This is a genomic window from Streptomyces sp. NPDC088915, from assembly GCF_044749825.1.
Lineage (GTDB): Bacteria > Actinomycetota > Actinomycetes > Streptomycetales > Streptomycetaceae > Streptomyces.
The window spans coordinates 25,484-39,311 of record NZ_JBIVIR010000005.1 but is presented as its reverse complement, the minus strand read 5'-3'; the positions used below and the strand labels follow the sequence as shown (position 1 = coordinate 39,311).

Below are 13,828 nucleotides of genomic sequence, written 5' to 3'. Positions count from 1 at the left end.
GGAGGCCTCGCAGCGGTGGGTCGGGGAGGTACGGGAGCGGGGAGGTACGGAGCGGGGGCGGGGGCCGGGGCGGGGGCCCGCGCCTCCGGGAGTCCCGGAGGGATCTGGAGTCCCGAAGGGGCCCGGAGGACCGGGAGGGTTCCGGAGGGCGCGGGCCCCGCCGGTGGGGCGGCGGCGTGCCGGGGTCGTGCGGCTCAGCAGCCCTTGTCGCCGTGGGCGATGCCGATCGCCAGGTCGGGCAGGGTGATCGCGCCGGAGATCGTGGCGGCGTTGGCGTCGGCGTTGAGGTTCTTGATGTCCGTCCGGCCACCGGTGGCGTCCAGACCGAACTGGCCGGCGGTGCCGTCGTTGATGCCGGTGCTCTTGATCCCCGCGCTGTCGGCGGCCGCGCCGATGACGTTCGGGCTGCCGTCGGCGGCGTGCAGGGTGGCCGTCGACGCCTTGAGCGCCTGGGCGTCGAGGACCAGCTTGTTCGCCTGGAGCCCGCCGCCGGCCACGAGCTGCTCGCTGGTGAGCGGGGTCGCGGCGGCCGGCGAGGAGATGTTGAGCGACCAGGTGCCGAGGCTGCCGATCACCGGGAGGTCGACCGACTGGACGGCGTGGACGCAGATGCCGTCGAGGCCCGCCTTGGCGAGGCCGACCTCGGCGGAGCCCTTCGGCCCGCCCGCGTCGACGGTGTGCATGACCGCGCCGATGCCCTGCGGCGCGGCCACCGTCTTGGAGCTGAGGGTGAAGGGGACGCTCGTCAGCGAGAGGTTCGCGGCGAGGGCGCCCTGCACCATCGCCGTGGCCATGGCGCCGACCGCCACGGTGGCCGGCAGGGCCAGGAACACCGATCTGCGCCAGCGGGTGACCCCTCTGGTCTCTTCCTGCATGTGCTCTCCAACCGTCGTCCCGCACGTGCCGCGCGGGTGGGGTGCGAACACAGCCGTGCGTCCTCGGCCGGATGGTCGGAGACGGGTGACACTTTGCGGCTGCATGTTCGAGAATTGGACACTCTCTTGTGGAGTGTCAACACTTCGGACAATTCTGGGGAGAATTCCTCTGGACTAGGCTTGGCCGATGCCACGGTTCAGGGAGACGGTCCGGACACTGCTGCGCGAGCGCCTGCTCGACGCGGCGTACGAGGCGGTCGCGGACCGCGGCTTCGACAAGCTGCGCATGGCGCACCTGGCCGGCGCGGTCGGCGTCAGCCGGCAGACGCTGTACTCGGAGTTCCCCTCCAAGGAGGCGGTCGGCGAGGCCCTCTTCCAGCGCGAGCTGGAGCGCTGCCTCGTCGGCATCCAGGCGGGCCTGGACGCGCACCGGGACGACCTGCGCGCGGCCGTCGAGGCCGCCGTCGGCTTCACGCTCACGCTGGCCGGCCGGAACCCGCTGATCAGGGCCATGCTGACCAGCACCGGCGAGGACGGACTGCTCCCCTACCTCACGACCCGGTCCGCGGCGGCGTTCGCCACGGCCACGGCGATGGCCGACGCGTACGTCACGGAGGCCTGGCCCACCGTCGACCCGGTGGCGCGCGAGCTGGCCGTGGACGCGGCGGTGCGGCTGACGGCGAGTCACATCGTGCAGGCCACCGCCTCCCCCGAGGAGTCGGCACGGCGCGTCGCGGACACGGTGGTCAGGGTCGCCCTGAGCACGGGCCGCGAGGAGCTCCCGCCGGGCCCGGTGACGTAGCCGCCTCAGGGGCTCGCCCCCCGGTACTCCTCCAGGACGGGCCGGTTGCCGATGTCCGGGGACGCGGAGACGGGGAAGGCGCGCACGCCGACCCTCCCCTCGATCCGGTCGATCTCGCCCCAGCCGTACGCCCGCGAGTCGTCCGACAGGTCGGGGTTGTCGCCCAGGTAGAAGAACGCGCCCTCGGGCACGGCCCGCAGCGCCGCCCGCGACGAGCGGCTGCCCTCCGGGGTGCAGCAGGCGCCCGTACGGTGGGCCTGCGCCGTCCACTGGGACGCCGTCACCCGGTACAGGGGCCCCTTGCCGCCCTCCTGGAGGAGGACCTGGAAGGGCTCGTCCGGCGTGGAGACGATCGCGACCCGGTCGCCGGGGAGCCCGATCACCCGCTTGACCAGGAGGGTGTCCTTGTGGGAGGCCCGCAGCAGCACCACGTCGAACCGGCGCGCCTCCCCGGCGGAGCCCGGGGCGGCGAGGACGCGGTCGCCCTGGTGGAGGGTGGGGGCCATGCTGGTGCCGTCGACCCGGATGCCGAGGGCGGTGACGGCCACCCAGGCGAGGAGGCAGAGCGCGACTCCGGTCCCGAGGACGGCGCCGGCCGCCCGGCGCGCGTTCACCGGCGTCGGGTGGGGTCCGGGGGCCGCACGCCACCGGACCGGTCGATTTCGGTCATGGCGGGACGGTAGGCCGGACGGCGGACGACGGCTGTGACCGTACCGCTCAGGGTTGTTGACCGCGGCACGCCCGGGCCTCGCGGCCCGTACGGGCCGTCCGCACCCTACGAGGGGACTACCCCCGCCCCCTCCCCTGGTACGCCCGGGGCGTCTCGCCCGTCCAGCGCCGGAACGCCCGGTGGAACGCGCTGGGTTCGGAGAACCCGAGCTGCCGGGAGAGCCGCTCGATCGAGACGCGACCGCCGGCCAGTTCGGCGAGGGCGTGGTCGCGCCGCACCTGGTCGCGGAGGCGCTGGTACGTCGTCCCCTCGGCGGCCAGCCGGCGGCGCAGGGTCTGCGGGCTGACGGAGAGCCGGACGGCGAGCTCCTCGGGCGTCGGCACCGGCCCGGCGGGCAGGGCGCGCCCGATCAGGTGCCGCACCCGGCCGGTGACCGTACTGCCGTAGTCGGCGGAGACGAGCACGTCGACGGGGGCGCGGCGCAGGAAGACCTTGAGCGCGGCGCCGTCGCGGAGGACGGGTTCCAAGAGGTCCGCCCGGTCGAAGACGGCGGCCGTCCGCTCCGCGCCGAAGACGCAGGGCGCGCCGAACAGGAGGTCGTACTCCCGGGCGTGCCGGGGCTCGGGGTGGACGAACTCGACCCGGCGCAGGCCGATCCTGCGCCGGATCAGCCAGCCGGCGAAGCGGTGGGCGACGAGGACGGTGGACTCGGCGCCGAAGTGGAGGGGGTCGTCGTACCCGGAGACGTCGAACTCCAGCCGGGCCTCGTCGGCCTCCTCGCCGTCGGGGACCTCCGGGCCCGGTCCGGGCTCCACGAGGCGGAAGCGCGGTCCGGCCGGGAAGAGGGAGTAGAAGGTCTGGGCACGCCGGAGGGCCTCGCGCAGGTCCCGGCTGCCGTGGACCACGACGTGGGCCATCATCGCGAAGGTGCCGACCTTGCTGGGCGCGCCGCCGAAGCCGATCAGCTCGTCGTCCAGGGTGTCCCACAGCGTCCTGACGAGCCGGCCGAACTGCTCGGCGGGCACCCGGACCTGGGGCTCCTCCAGGAGCGCCGGGGGCAGTCCGGCCCGGGCGAGGAGCGGCCCGGCGGCCATCCCGCGCCGCTCGGCGCCGAGCAGCGCGGCCCGCACGTGGTGGGAGCTGACCGACCGTGTCGACACGTGCGTCGCCTCCGTTCCGGCCGCGTCGCGCTCCGGACCCCGAAGCTGGACACTTTCCTGGAAGGATGTCCAGGTTCGGACATTCTAACGAGAACTGTAAGGCGCTTCGGTTCGCCCCGGAAGGCCGTGCCTCAGCACCCCAGTGGCTCGGCCACCGCCCGCAGCGCCCCGACGACCGCCCGTACGGAGGGGCGGCGGCCCGCGTCGGCGCGCCAGGTGGCGTAGATGTGGCGTCGCATCTTCTGGCGTACGGGCACGAAGGCGACGCCCTCCGGCACCGGGCGGCCGAGGCGGGGGGTCACGCAGACGCCGAGCCCGGCCGCGACCAGCGCGAGCTGGGTGTGGTGCTCGCCCGCGAAGTGACCGATGCGCGGCTCGATGCCCTGCGAGCGCAGGGTGAACATCAGCCAGTCGTGGCAGAACTCGCCCTCCGGCCAGGACACCCACTCCTCGTCGGCGAAGTCGGCCAGGTCCACCGCCTCGCGTCCGGCCAGCGGGTGCCCGGCGGGCAGCGCCACGTCGGCGGTGTCGTCGAAGAGGTGGGCGCGCTCCAGGCCGCCGGGGACGGGCGCCCGCTTGTTGCTCCAGTCCAGGACGATCGCGAGGTCGGCGTCGCCGCGCAGCACCGCGCGCACCCCCGGCTCCGGCTCCAGCTCCGTCGTGCGGACCCGGAGTTCGGGATGTCCGGCGCGCAGGGCGGCGAGCGCGCCCGGGAAGAGGCCCCGCGCCGCCGTGGGGAAGCCGGCGAGCCGCACCTCGCCCACGACCCGGCCCCGCTGGGCCTCGATGTCGGCCTGGGCCATCTGGACCTGGGAGAGGATCCGGGCGGCGTGCTCGGCGAGCAGCATCCCGGCGTCGGTGAGGCGCACGCCCCGCCCGTTCTTCGCGAGCAGCCGCTGCCCGACCTCGCGCTCCAGCTTGGACAGCTGCTGGGAGACGGCGGAGGTCGTGACGTGCAGCCCGTCGGCCGCGCCGCTGACGGAGCCGTGCCGGGCGACGGCGTCGAGGGTGCGGAGGCGCTCCAGGTTCAACATGTAAGCGATCCTAAGGGAAGGGGTCGAGGAAGTCTCACTTGTCCTAAGGCGTCGTTCGCCCTCACCCTGAGTGGCATGAGCCCCGCAGCCCCGCCCTCCGTCCCCGCCGTCCCTCCCTCCCCTCCTTCCTCCACTCCGCCCGCCGTCCCTCCCGCCGGGTCGTCCCGTCCCGCCTCCCGCCTGCTCGACTGGCGCGTCCGGTTCGGCGCGCTGGCCCTCGTCTGGGGCTTCAGCTTCCTCTTCATCAAGGTCGGCACGGAGGGCTTCGCGCCCCTCCAGGTCGCCTTCGGACGGCTCCTGTTCGGTACGGCGGTGCTCGCCGTCGCCCTGGTCGTGAAGCGCGACCGGCTGCCGCGCGGCGCCCGCGTCTGGGGCCACCTGGCGGTCGCGGCCTTCCTGCTCAACGCCCTGCCGTTCTCCCTCTTCGCGTACGCGGAGCTGACGATCCCGTCGACCCTGGCGGGCATCTGCAACGCGACGACCCCGCTGTGGGGCATGCTGCTCTCCCTCGTCGCGCTCTCCGAGGACCGCCCGACCCGGGTCCGCGCGGCCGGCCTGGGCATCGGCTTCGTCGGCGTGCTGACCGTGCTCGGCGCCTGGCAGGGCTTCTCCGGCCTGGACGTGACCGGCACCGCGCTCGCCCTCCTCGCCTCCTTCAGCTACGCGGTCGGCTGGATCCACGTCCGCCGGACGCTGACCGGCACCGGCGCCTCGAACCTCTCGCTCGCCGGTTCCCAGGTGGGCCTGGCGACGCTGCAACTGGCCGTGGTCGCCCCGCTGTTCACCTCGATCCCGGAGTCGGTGGAGCTCCTGCCGCTGCTCGCCGTGATCGCGCTCGGCACGCTCGGCACGGGGTACGCGATGCTGCTCCAGTACGGCATCGTCGCGGAGGTCGGCCCGACGACGGCCTCCATGGTCACGTACTTCATCCCGGTCATCGCCGCGACGGCGGGCGTCACGCTCCTGGGCGAGCAGTTCGGCTGGAACACCCCGGTCGGCGCCGTCGTGGTCCTGGCGGGAGCGGCCCTCACCCAGACCCGCACCTCCCGCCGCCGCACGGCTCCCCCTGCCGGGGCGGCGGTTCCGGTCCCGGAAGCGCCGGAGCCGGCCCCCGCCCTCCCGAAGCCCGCCGCCTGCGCCTGAGTTTCCGTACCCCCGGGGTGACGACCCGGGGGTACGGCCCCCCGCCTCCCCCTCAGACCCGCGTACGCCGGCGGGCGATGTTCCGTTCCAGGAGCCGCGTCGAGGCGGCGACCCCGACGCCGCCGTCCGGGGCGGGCGCCGGCAGCCTGCCGTCGGCGCGCTTCAGCTCGGCGAGGGCCGAGTCGATCGCCTCGTGGGCGGCGAAGAGGCAGGGGGTGCTGTAGATCGCCACGTCCACGCCGAGCTCGGTGAGTTCGGCGAGCGAGAGGCGCGGGGACTTGCCGCCCCCGATCTGGTTGAAGAGCAGCGGCTTGCCGTCGACCACCTCGCGGATCCGGCGGATCCACTCCACGCTGCGCACGCCGTCCACGAGGACCACGTCGGCGTCGGTGGCGGCCAGGCACTTGGCCCGGTGGAGGATGTCCTCCTCCTCGGTGGCGTCCGTGCGGGCCACCACGACCATGTCCCGGCGGGTGGCGAGGACCATCTCCAGCTTGGCGAGGTACTCGTCGAGCGGCAGGACCTGCTTGCCGTCCGCGTGGCCGCAGCGGCGCGGACGCTTCTGGTCCTCCAGGATCACGCCCGAGGCGCCGGTCCGCTCCAGGGCCTCCACCACGTGGCAGGCCACCTCGGGGTCGACGTAACCGTCGTCGATGTCCACGAGGAGGTGGTGCCGGGGGAACGCGCCGCGCAGCCGCTGCACGAAGGCGACCATGTCGGGCCAGGCGATGAAGCCGGTGTCCGGAAGCCCGTAGTACGAGGCGGCGAAGCCGAACCCGGAGACGAACATCCCGTCGTAGTGCGCGGCCGACAGGGAGGCCGAGTACATGTCGTACACGCCGATCAGCGGGGTCGTCCCCGGCTCCGCGATCCGGTCGCGCAACCTGCTGCCGTGGCTCATCGTCCGACTCCTGGGGGTCTGGGAAAACACGGGAAACGTGAAGGGGCGCGCACCACCGCGGAACGGCGGGCCCGCGCCGGAACCCGATGATTCCCCGACCGGGAGGGGGACTTCCGCCCCGCAGGGGGGCGACTCACCCTCCAGGCGTAGCGCGTTCACCGCAGAAACGTCACTGGGACGCTACGTGCCGCGGGTGACGGCACTCCCGGAGAAGCCCCCACGCGTCACTCCTTCCGGAGAAGCCCCCACCCGCAACCCCTTCCGGAGAAGCCCCCACCCGTACCCCCTTCCGGAGGAGACCTACCCGTAACTCCGCGCCGGCGCGGGCCCCGCCGCCCCCGCGACGGCGTCGGCCAGGGGCTCGACGTCCGCGACGGCCAGGCCCGAGACGGTGAGCCGGACGGCCGGACCGGTGTCCATCCGGAACCGCGCGCCCGGGGCCACCGCCCAGCCCGCCGCGAGGAGCCGCGCGACCGCGCCCGTCTCGTCGGCGACCGGCACCCACACGTTCATGCCGGAGCGCCCGTACGCCTCGACGCCGTGCCGGGCGAGGGCCCGGACGAGTCCGTCGCGCCGCTCGCCGTACGAGCGCGCGACGACGGCCGGGTCCACCGCCTCCGAGGCCCAGAGGTGCGCGACGGTCCGCTGGAGCAGCCGGCTGACCCAGCCGGGGCCGAGCCGCTGCCGCCCGAGGACCCGGTCGACGGTCTCGGCGTCCCCGGTGAAGGCGGCGATCCGCAGGTCGGGGCCGTACGCCTTGGCGACCGAGCGGACGAAGACCCAGCGGTCGGTGACCCCGGCCAGGGGGTGGAGCGGCTGCGCGACGATGCCGTGCCCGTGGTCGTCCTCGACGAGCAGGACGCCGGGGTGCGCGGCGAGGACCCGCCGCAGTTCCCGGGCCCGGTCGCCGGTGACGCAGGCGCCGGTCGGGTTCTGCGCCCGGTCGGTGACGATCACCGCCCGTGCCCCGTCCCGCAGGACCGCGCGCTCGATCTCCTCCGGGAGCGGCCCCTCGTCGTCGACGGCGACCGGCACCGGCCGCAGTCCGAGCGCGGGCACCAGGTCGAGGAGGCTGCCCCAGCCCGGGTCCTCGACGGCGACGGCGTCGCCCGGCCTGAGGTGGACCGCGAGGACCCGCTCGATGGCGTCGAGGGAGCCCGAGGCCGCGCCGACGGGCCCGCCCGGCACGCCGTCCGCGTCGAAGGCGGCGCGGGCGAGCCGCCCGAACTCCTCGTCGACCGGGGCCTCCCCGTACATGCCGGGCTGTTCGGCGTAGCGGCGCGCGACCTCCGCGAGGGCGGCGTCGAGGGACGGGAGGAGGGCGCGGTCGGGGCTGCCGTTGCTCACGTCCCGCACTCCGGCGGGCGCCTCGACCCGGATCGAGCCGCGCGCGGTCGTGGCGGGGCGGGGCCGCACCCGGCTGCCGCGCCGCCCGTCGGTCTCGATGACCCCGCGCTCGCGCAGGGTGCGGTAGGCGGCGGCGACGGTGTTGGGATTCACGCCCAGGGTGGCCGCCAGTTCCCGCATGGGCGGGAGGAGTTGGCCGGGCGCGAGCGCTCCGGCGCCGACCCCCCGCTCGACGCTGGCGGCGATGTCCGATGCGCGGCGGCCTTCGATCCGATACTCTCCTAGCACAAACACGATTATGCACTAGTGCAATGGAGTACGCAATGAGCGCCACCGCCGAAGGCCTCCCGCCCACCACCCCGGAACCGACGCCGACCGACGCCCCCGCCCCGGAACCGGCCCCGGCTGCCACCCCGGCCCCGGAAACGGCTGCCACCGCCATCCCCGCCCCGGTCCCGCCCGCCGCCTACACGCCGACCGCCCGGACCGTCCCCACCCGCTCGCGGGAGCGCGCCTCGTACGACAGGGAACTGGTCCACTCGATCCTCGACGAGGCCTACGTCTGTCACCTCGGCTTCGTCCGCGACGGCGCGCCCGTCGTGCTCCCCACCCTCTTCGGCCGGGTCGGCGAGCGCCTCTACGTGCACGGCTCCACCGGCTCGCGGCCGCTGCGCGCGACCGGCGACGGCACGAAGGCCCCCGGCCTGCCGGTCTGCCTGACCGTGACCCACGTCGACGGCCTCGTGCTGGCCCGCTCCGCCTTCCACCACTCGCTCAACTACCGCTCGGTCGTCGTCCACGGCACCGCCCACCGGGTCACCGACCCCGAGGAGCTGCGGATCGCCCTCGACGCCCTGGTGGACCACGTCGTCCCCGGCCGCTCCGCCGACTCGCGCCCCGCGAACGCCAAGGAGCTCGCCGCCACCGCCGTGATCCGCCTCGACCTCGACGAGGTCTCCGCGAAGGTCCGCACCGGCGGCCCCAACGACGACCCCGAGGACCTGGCCCTCCCCCACTGGGCCGGCGTGGTCCCCGTGCGCGGCGGCTACGGCGCCCCGGTCCCGGCGGACGACCTCGACCCGTCCGTCGCCCTGCCCGGCTACCTCGCCGCGCTCTGACGGCGGGCGAAGGGACGCACGGACCATGCTGATCCACCCCTGGGACGCGGCGCACGACGAGGACGAGTGGCGCGCGTGGCTCTCCCGGCACGACTTCGGCCAGCTCGCCGTCAACGGCCCGCCGGGCGAACCGCCGTGGGTGCAGCCGACGCACTTCCTGTACGAACCGGAGCCCGGCCCCCACGGCCGCGTCCTGACCCACCTGGCCCGGCCCAACCCGCTCTGGCGGGCCCTGGAGGCGAGCCCGGCGGTGCTCCTGAGCGTGGTCGACGACTACGTCTTCGTACCGGGCCACTGGACGGCCCCCGAGGGCGCGCCGTCCGAGCACGGCACGCCGACCTCGTACTACGCGGCCGTCCAGCTGCACTGCACCGCGCGCGTGGTCGACGACCCGGCGGAGAAGGCCGAGCTCCTCAACCGCCAGGTCGCCCGCTTCCAGCCGGAGGGCGGCACCGCGCCCGCCGCACCCGGCGAGGTCCCGTTCGGCCGCCTCCTGTCGGGCATCCGCGTCCTCGACCTGGAAGTGACCGGCGTACGGGCCAAGTTCAAGTACGCGGGCAACAAGCCGCGAGAGGTCCGGCAGCGGATCGCCCGGCACCTCTCCGAACGGGACGGCCCCGGCGACCGGGAGGCCCGGACCCACCAGCTGCGCCGCCTCACGACCGGCTGACACCCGCCGGAAGGGGGCCGCCTCTACACCGCCGCGGCCTCGCGCCTGCGTTCCACCGCCGTCCGCGTCTCCGCGAAGGCGAGGCCCGTGACGGCGGCGAGGAGCAGCAGCGTGCCGAGCACGATCGCGGCGGTGAGCCGCTCACCGAGGAGCGAGACCGCGATCAGGGCGGCGCTCACCGGCTCCAGGAGCATGATCACGGAGACGGTGGCGGCCCGGACGACCGCCGCTCCGGCGAAGTACAGCGCGTACGCGAGCGCGGTCGGCACCGCCGCCACGTACACGAGGAGGAGCAGCACGCCCACCGGCTCGTCGGTGTGCGGGACGAGTCCCTCCGCGAGCGCCGCGGGCAGCAGCCCGGCCGTCCCGATCGCGAAGGCCCAGGTGGTCGTGGTCAGGGCGTCCGCGCCTCCGCCGGCGCGGCCGAGCCGGCGGGTGAGCAGGGTGATCGCCGCGTACCCGGCCGCCGAGACGACCGCGAGGACGACGCCCGCCGGGCGCACCTCGGCGTCACCGCCGCCCATGACCAGGACGACGAGCCCGGCGAGCGCTCCGGCCACGGCGGCGGCCCCGCCGCGGCCCAGCCGCTCCCCCAGGGTGAGGCGGGCGCCGAGCGCGATGAGGACGGGGCCGGCGCCCAGGGTGACGACGGTGCCGACGGCCAGGCCCGTGGCCTCGACGGCGGCGAAGTACGTGCTCTGGAAGACCGTGAGTCCGACGCCCGTGCCGAGGATGCGGACCGCCCTCCGGCGGCGCGGTTCCCTCACGGCGGGGACGGCCGCGCGGCGGGACCGCAGGGCGAGGGCGCCGAGCAGCAGGACCAGGCCGCCGGCGCAGCGCCAGAAGGAGAGGGCGAGGGGGCCCATGTCGCTGACGCGGAAGATCAGCGAGGCGGCGGCACCGGCCGTGCCCCAGGCGATCCCGGCGACGATCAGATAGCAGAGGCTCCGCCCGACGGACAGGGCGGATCCCGAGGAGTTCGACACGTGACTTCTCCGTGGAAGACAGGAGGGAAAGGTGGTCGCTCGGCTCCGCGCGCGGGCAGCGACGAACCACCCGGCGGCGAGGGATCGCCGCTCGGGTCCGGTCTTCGTCGGGGAAGGCCTCCGCGCGCGCTAGGCGGCGGGAGGCGGAAGCACGGTCAGACGCATGATCGGCACCCTACGGGGCGGTCCGTCCGGCGGACAACCCGGCGTCCCGGGCATCCCGGCCGACCGCCCCGGGACCCGTCCCGTCGTCGGTGGCCGCCCCGGCCCCGTCCGCGTCGCCCGCCCCGCCGGCCACGGGTGCGGACGGCGGCGCCTTCGGCGTCGAGGACTGGGCGATGAAGGCGCCGACGAGGACCACCGCGCCGCCGACGATCTGCGGCGCGCCCAGGTGTTCGCCGAGCAGGACCCAGGCCAGGACGGTCGCGACGACGGCCTCCAGGCAGGCCACGACACCCGCCACCTGCGGGGAGAGCCGGCGCACCGAGACGACGCCGGTGACGTAGGCGAAGACGGTGGCGATCAGCACGATCCAGCCGAGCAGCAGCCAGGCGGGCACGGTCGTCCCGTCCATGGTGGCGCGGCCGCCGAGGACCGCCCGGTCCATGCCCCAGGGCCGGGCCACGACGGTGAGGACGAGCGCGCCGACGATCAGTCCGTACGCGATGACGCCGACCGGGTCGGCCGGCTCGGCCTCGTCGGCGCCCTGGTCGGAGAGGACGAAGTAGCCGACCTGGCAGCAGGCGGCGGCGAGCGCGAGGAGGAGGCCGAGGAGGTCGAAGCTCAGTCCGGACCAGACCTGGACGACGCACGCGAGGCCGCCGACGGCGAGGACGACGCCGAAGGCGGCGGCGCGGGTGACGGGCCGCCGCTGGACGAAGCGCACCCAGCCGAGGACGAGGGCCGGGGCGAGGTACTCGACGAGGAGGGCGACGCCGACGGGTATGCGGGAGATCGAGGCGAAGTAGAAGGCCTGGACGCCGGCGACGGCGAGCAGTCCGAAGCCCAGGAGGAGGGCGGGTTTGCGGCGCAGGAGGTCCCGGTGGCGCCAGGCCACCGGCAGCATGACGAGCGCGGCGCCGGTGACCCGGAGCCAGACGACGTGGAGCGGGTCGAGTCCCGCCTCGATGAGCGGCTTGGCCGCCACTCCCGAACCACCGAATGCGAAGGCCGAGGCCAGGGCGAGTCCCAGGCCGGCGCTTCTCCCCTGAGACGCGTGCATGGGGTCATCATGACAGGACGCCGTCAGGGGTGTAACCCCCGTTACACCTGTTGAGACGGCCCCCCGTGGCGGGCTCCGTCGGAGGCGCCGCCGAGGGCGGGGTCACCGGCGCGGTCGAGGGCCTCGCACGGGGTGCCGAGGAGGTCGGCGCGGGCGGCCAGGGCGGCCGGGTCGACCCCGGCGCGGCGCAGCACTTCGACGGCCCGGCTCTCGGGGTCGGCGGCGACGACGGCGAGCAGGTCGACGCCCCGGGCCTGCGGCTCGCCGCGCTCGGCGGCCCGCCGGAGGGCGCCCTCCAGGGCGGCTGCCGCGGCCGGCGACCAGCCGGAGGCCCGGACGTCCCGGGGCTCGGCCCCGCGCGTCGCGGGCAGCAGGCGCCGGGCTCCCGAGTCCTCGACGGAGCGCTGCCAGCGCAGGCCGTAGCCGATGGACCGCTGGACGAGGTAGCCGAGGACGCGGGCGAGCTGCTCGCGGCCCTCGAAGACGGCGGCGGCCTCGGGGTCGGACTCGACGAGGGAGTGCAGCAGGTGCGCGGTGTCGATCTGGCGGTCCCCGTCCCGCAGGGCCCTGCGGCGCGCGCCCGAGACGGCCGCCGCGAGCGACGGCGTCAGGAAGGGGAGGAGCTCCGCGCGCAGGGCGGCGGGCTGCCGGAGCGACGGAGGGCGCGGGACGGGACTGTGCACGCTCCCACCTCATCAGGCCGGGACGGCCGGAACATCACCGGGGAGAAGCATGTCCGCATCCCACCGGAGGTGGGCACGGACGCGCGGTTCCTCCTCCTCGGGAAGGAGATTGCCCCCGACACGCCCGGAAAGGCGCGTGCCGCCTTGCCCCGCGCCCCTTCTGCAACCACGACCCCCCTCCGCTCGTCCTTCCGAACGTGTTCTGGACGGTGGGTCTGCTCGCGCTCGACGGGCGGCAGTACGTGTACCGGGTGTACGCGCCCCGGGAGGCGCTGCCGGCCGATCTGTTCTGGGCCGCGTTCCACTGCCACGAGGAGGACGGGGCGCCGCGCGCCTCCGACAGCTTCGACGCGGCGGAGATCCGGTGGATCGGCGACGGGGCGGGCCCGGCCACGGCGGAGCTGACGGTCCACCGGTCCTGAGGGCGGGAGAAGCGGAGGAAGGGGCCCGCGGCGATCACCGCGGGCCCCTTCCCCTTCGTCTCAGTGCTCGTCGGCCAGGATCAGGTACAGCTTCTTGCGCGCCTCGTTGATCACGGCGACCGCCTTCTCCCGCTGCTCGGGGCTGCCGGTCTTCCAGACCTGCCCGAACGCCTCCATCAGACCGAAGCCGGCCTGCCGGATCTCGTTCACGGCCTCCCAGTCGACCCCGCGCCCGGCCTCCTCCCAGGGGGCCTCGGGCCCGTTCTCGGCCTCGGCGCGCCCGGAGTCGGTGAGCGTGAACAGCTTCTTGCCGCCCTCGCTCGCGCTGGTGATCAGCCCCTCGTCCTCCAGCAGCTGGAGGGTGGGGTAGACGGAGCCGGGACTGGGCTTCCAGGCCCCGTCGCTGCGCTCGCCGATCTCGCGGATCATCTCGTAGCCGTGCATCGGGCGGTCCTTTAGGAGCGCCAGGATCGAGGCCCGCACGTCACCGCGCCGCGCCCGTCCCCGGCCGCCACCGCGACCCCGTCCCCCGAAGGGGCCTCCGCCGAACGGTCCGCCGCCGAACCCGGGCCCGAAGGGCCCGAAGGCGGCGCGCCGTCCCTCGAAGTCTCCCCGGCCTCCGGGGCCACGGCCTCCACGACCGGCTCCGTGTCCGTTTCCGTACTCGTGTCCATGTGAACGCATCGCAACGCTCCTTCCATCGGGATTTCTTCTACGAACCATCGCGATGCCTCAACGATATATCGGAACTGTTCGGTGAGCAAGAGGGCCGGAAGGCGACGCACCGTCGTCCCG

The 13,828-nt window shown here is 75.0% G+C and carries 15 protein-coding genes; 5 read left to right on the top strand and 10 right to left on the bottom strand.

The genetic code is table 11. From position 1 onward, the window contains the following. Positions 1-194 precede the first annotated feature (194 nt). Entirely contained in the window at positions 195-875 is a 681-nt protein-coding gene (locus ACIP5O_RS10555) for a cholesterol esterase (protein ID WP_356544904.1), read from the bottom strand. 187 nt (positions 876-1,062) lie between these two features. On the opposite strand from ACIP5O_RS10555, the gene ACIP5O_RS10550 reads away from it, so the two are divergent. Further along, positions 1,063-1,677: a TetR family transcriptional regulator gene (locus tag ACIP5O_RS10550; RefSeq protein WP_356544902.1), complete on the top strand. Its 615-nt coding sequence runs from the start codon at positions 1,063-1,065 to the stop codon at positions 1,675-1,677. A gap of 5 nt (positions 1,678-1,682) precedes the next feature. Here ACIP5O_RS10550 and lepB read toward each other — a convergent pair whose 3' ends face one another. The 3 genes from lepB to ACIP5O_RS10535 all read right to left on the bottom strand — a co-directional run bounded on the left by lepB (position 1,683) and on the right by ACIP5O_RS10535 (position 4,541). Continuing rightward, entirely contained in the window at positions 1,683-2,291 is a 609-nt protein-coding gene (gene lepB / locus ACIP5O_RS10545; protein WP_401291075.1) for a signal peptidase I, read from the bottom strand. Positions 2,292-2,463: 172 nt separating this feature from the next. Then, positions 2,464-3,507, bottom strand: a complete 1,044-nt coding sequence (locus ACIP5O_RS10540; RefSeq protein ID WP_401291073.1) for an AraC family transcriptional regulator — start codon at positions 3,505-3,507, stop codon at positions 2,464-2,466. A 131-nt stretch (positions 3,508-3,638) separates the two neighbouring features. After that, positions 3,639-4,541: a LysR family transcriptional regulator gene (locus ACIP5O_RS10535; RefSeq protein ID WP_401291070.1), complete on the bottom strand. Its 903-nt coding sequence runs from the start codon at positions 4,539-4,541 to the stop codon at positions 3,639-3,641. Positions 4,542-4,616: 75 nt separating this feature from the next. Between ACIP5O_RS10535 and ACIP5O_RS10530 the strand changes: the two genes are divergently transcribed. Further along, complete coding sequence (locus tag ACIP5O_RS10530; RefSeq protein ID WP_401291067.1) at positions 4,617-5,684, top strand: DMT family transporter; 1,068 nt, start codon at positions 4,617-4,619, stop codon at positions 5,682-5,684. A 52-nt stretch (positions 5,685-5,736) separates the two neighbouring features. Here ACIP5O_RS10530 and ACIP5O_RS10525 read toward each other — a convergent pair whose 3' ends face one another. Together ACIP5O_RS10525 and ACIP5O_RS10520 are read right to left on the bottom strand one after the other, a co-directional pair. Then, entirely contained in the window at positions 5,737-6,585 is an 849-nt protein-coding gene (locus ACIP5O_RS10525) for an oxaloacetate decarboxylase (RefSeq protein WP_401291064.1), read from the bottom strand. Positions 6,586-6,885: 300 nt separating this feature from the next. After that, positions 6,886-8,220, bottom strand: coding sequence for an aminotransferase class I/II-fold pyridoxal phosphate-dependent enzyme (locus ACIP5O_RS10520; RefSeq protein WP_401291061.1), 1,335 nt, complete (start codon positions 8,218-8,220; stop codon positions 6,886-6,888). A 35-nt stretch (positions 8,221-8,255) separates the two neighbouring features. Between ACIP5O_RS10520 and ACIP5O_RS10515 the strand changes: the two genes are divergently transcribed. Together ACIP5O_RS10515 and ACIP5O_RS10510 are read left to right on the top strand one after the other, a co-directional pair. Further along, positions 8,256-9,050, top strand: coding sequence for a pyridoxamine 5'-phosphate oxidase family protein (locus ACIP5O_RS10515; RefSeq protein ID WP_401291058.1), 795 nt, complete (start codon positions 8,256-8,258; stop codon positions 9,048-9,050). A 25-nt stretch (positions 9,051-9,075) separates the two neighbouring features. Beyond that, positions 9,076-9,720, top strand: a complete 645-nt coding sequence (locus tag ACIP5O_RS10510; protein ID WP_401291055.1) for an FMN-binding negative transcriptional regulator — start codon at positions 9,076-9,078, stop codon at positions 9,718-9,720. 23 nt (positions 9,721-9,743) lie between these two features. On the opposite strand, the gene ACIP5O_RS10505 is transcribed toward ACIP5O_RS10510, so the two are convergent. The 3 genes from ACIP5O_RS10505 to ACIP5O_RS10495 all read right to left on the bottom strand — a co-directional run bounded on the left by ACIP5O_RS10505 (position 9,744) and on the right by ACIP5O_RS10495 (position 12,611). Continuing rightward, positions 9,744-10,706 carry a DMT family transporter gene (locus ACIP5O_RS10505; RefSeq protein WP_401291052.1) on the bottom strand — a complete coding sequence of 321 codons (963 nt, stop codon included), beginning with the start codon at positions 10,704-10,706 and terminating at the stop codon, positions 9,744-9,746. 175 nt (positions 10,707-10,881) lie between these two features. Next, a complete protein-coding gene (locus ACIP5O_RS10500) occupies positions 10,882-11,928 on the bottom strand; it encodes an EamA family transporter (protein ID WP_401291049.1) in 1,047 nt (348 codons plus the stop codon). 41 nt (positions 11,929-11,969) lie between these two features. Then, positions 11,970-12,611, bottom strand: a complete 642-nt coding sequence (locus ACIP5O_RS10495; protein ID WP_401291046.1) for a Clp protease N-terminal domain-containing protein — start codon at positions 12,609-12,611, stop codon at positions 11,970-11,972. A 197-nt stretch (positions 12,612-12,808) separates the two neighbouring features. On the opposite strand from ACIP5O_RS10495, the gene ACIP5O_RS10490 reads away from it, so the two are divergent. After that, the gene (locus ACIP5O_RS10490) at positions 12,809-13,033 is read left to right on the top strand and encodes a hypothetical protein (protein ID WP_356544881.1); all 225 of its coding nucleotides are present in this window, start codon (positions 12,809-12,811) and stop codon (positions 13,031-13,033) included. Between the two features lie 60 nt (positions 13,034-13,093). On the opposite strand, the gene ACIP5O_RS10485 is transcribed toward ACIP5O_RS10490, so the two are convergent. Then, positions 13,094-13,717 (bottom strand): PadR family transcriptional regulator, encoded by a 624-nt coding sequence (locus ACIP5O_RS10485; RefSeq protein ID WP_401291042.1) that lies wholly within the window; start codon positions 13,715-13,717, stop codon positions 13,094-13,096. Positions 13,718-13,828: the final 111 nt, after the last annotated feature.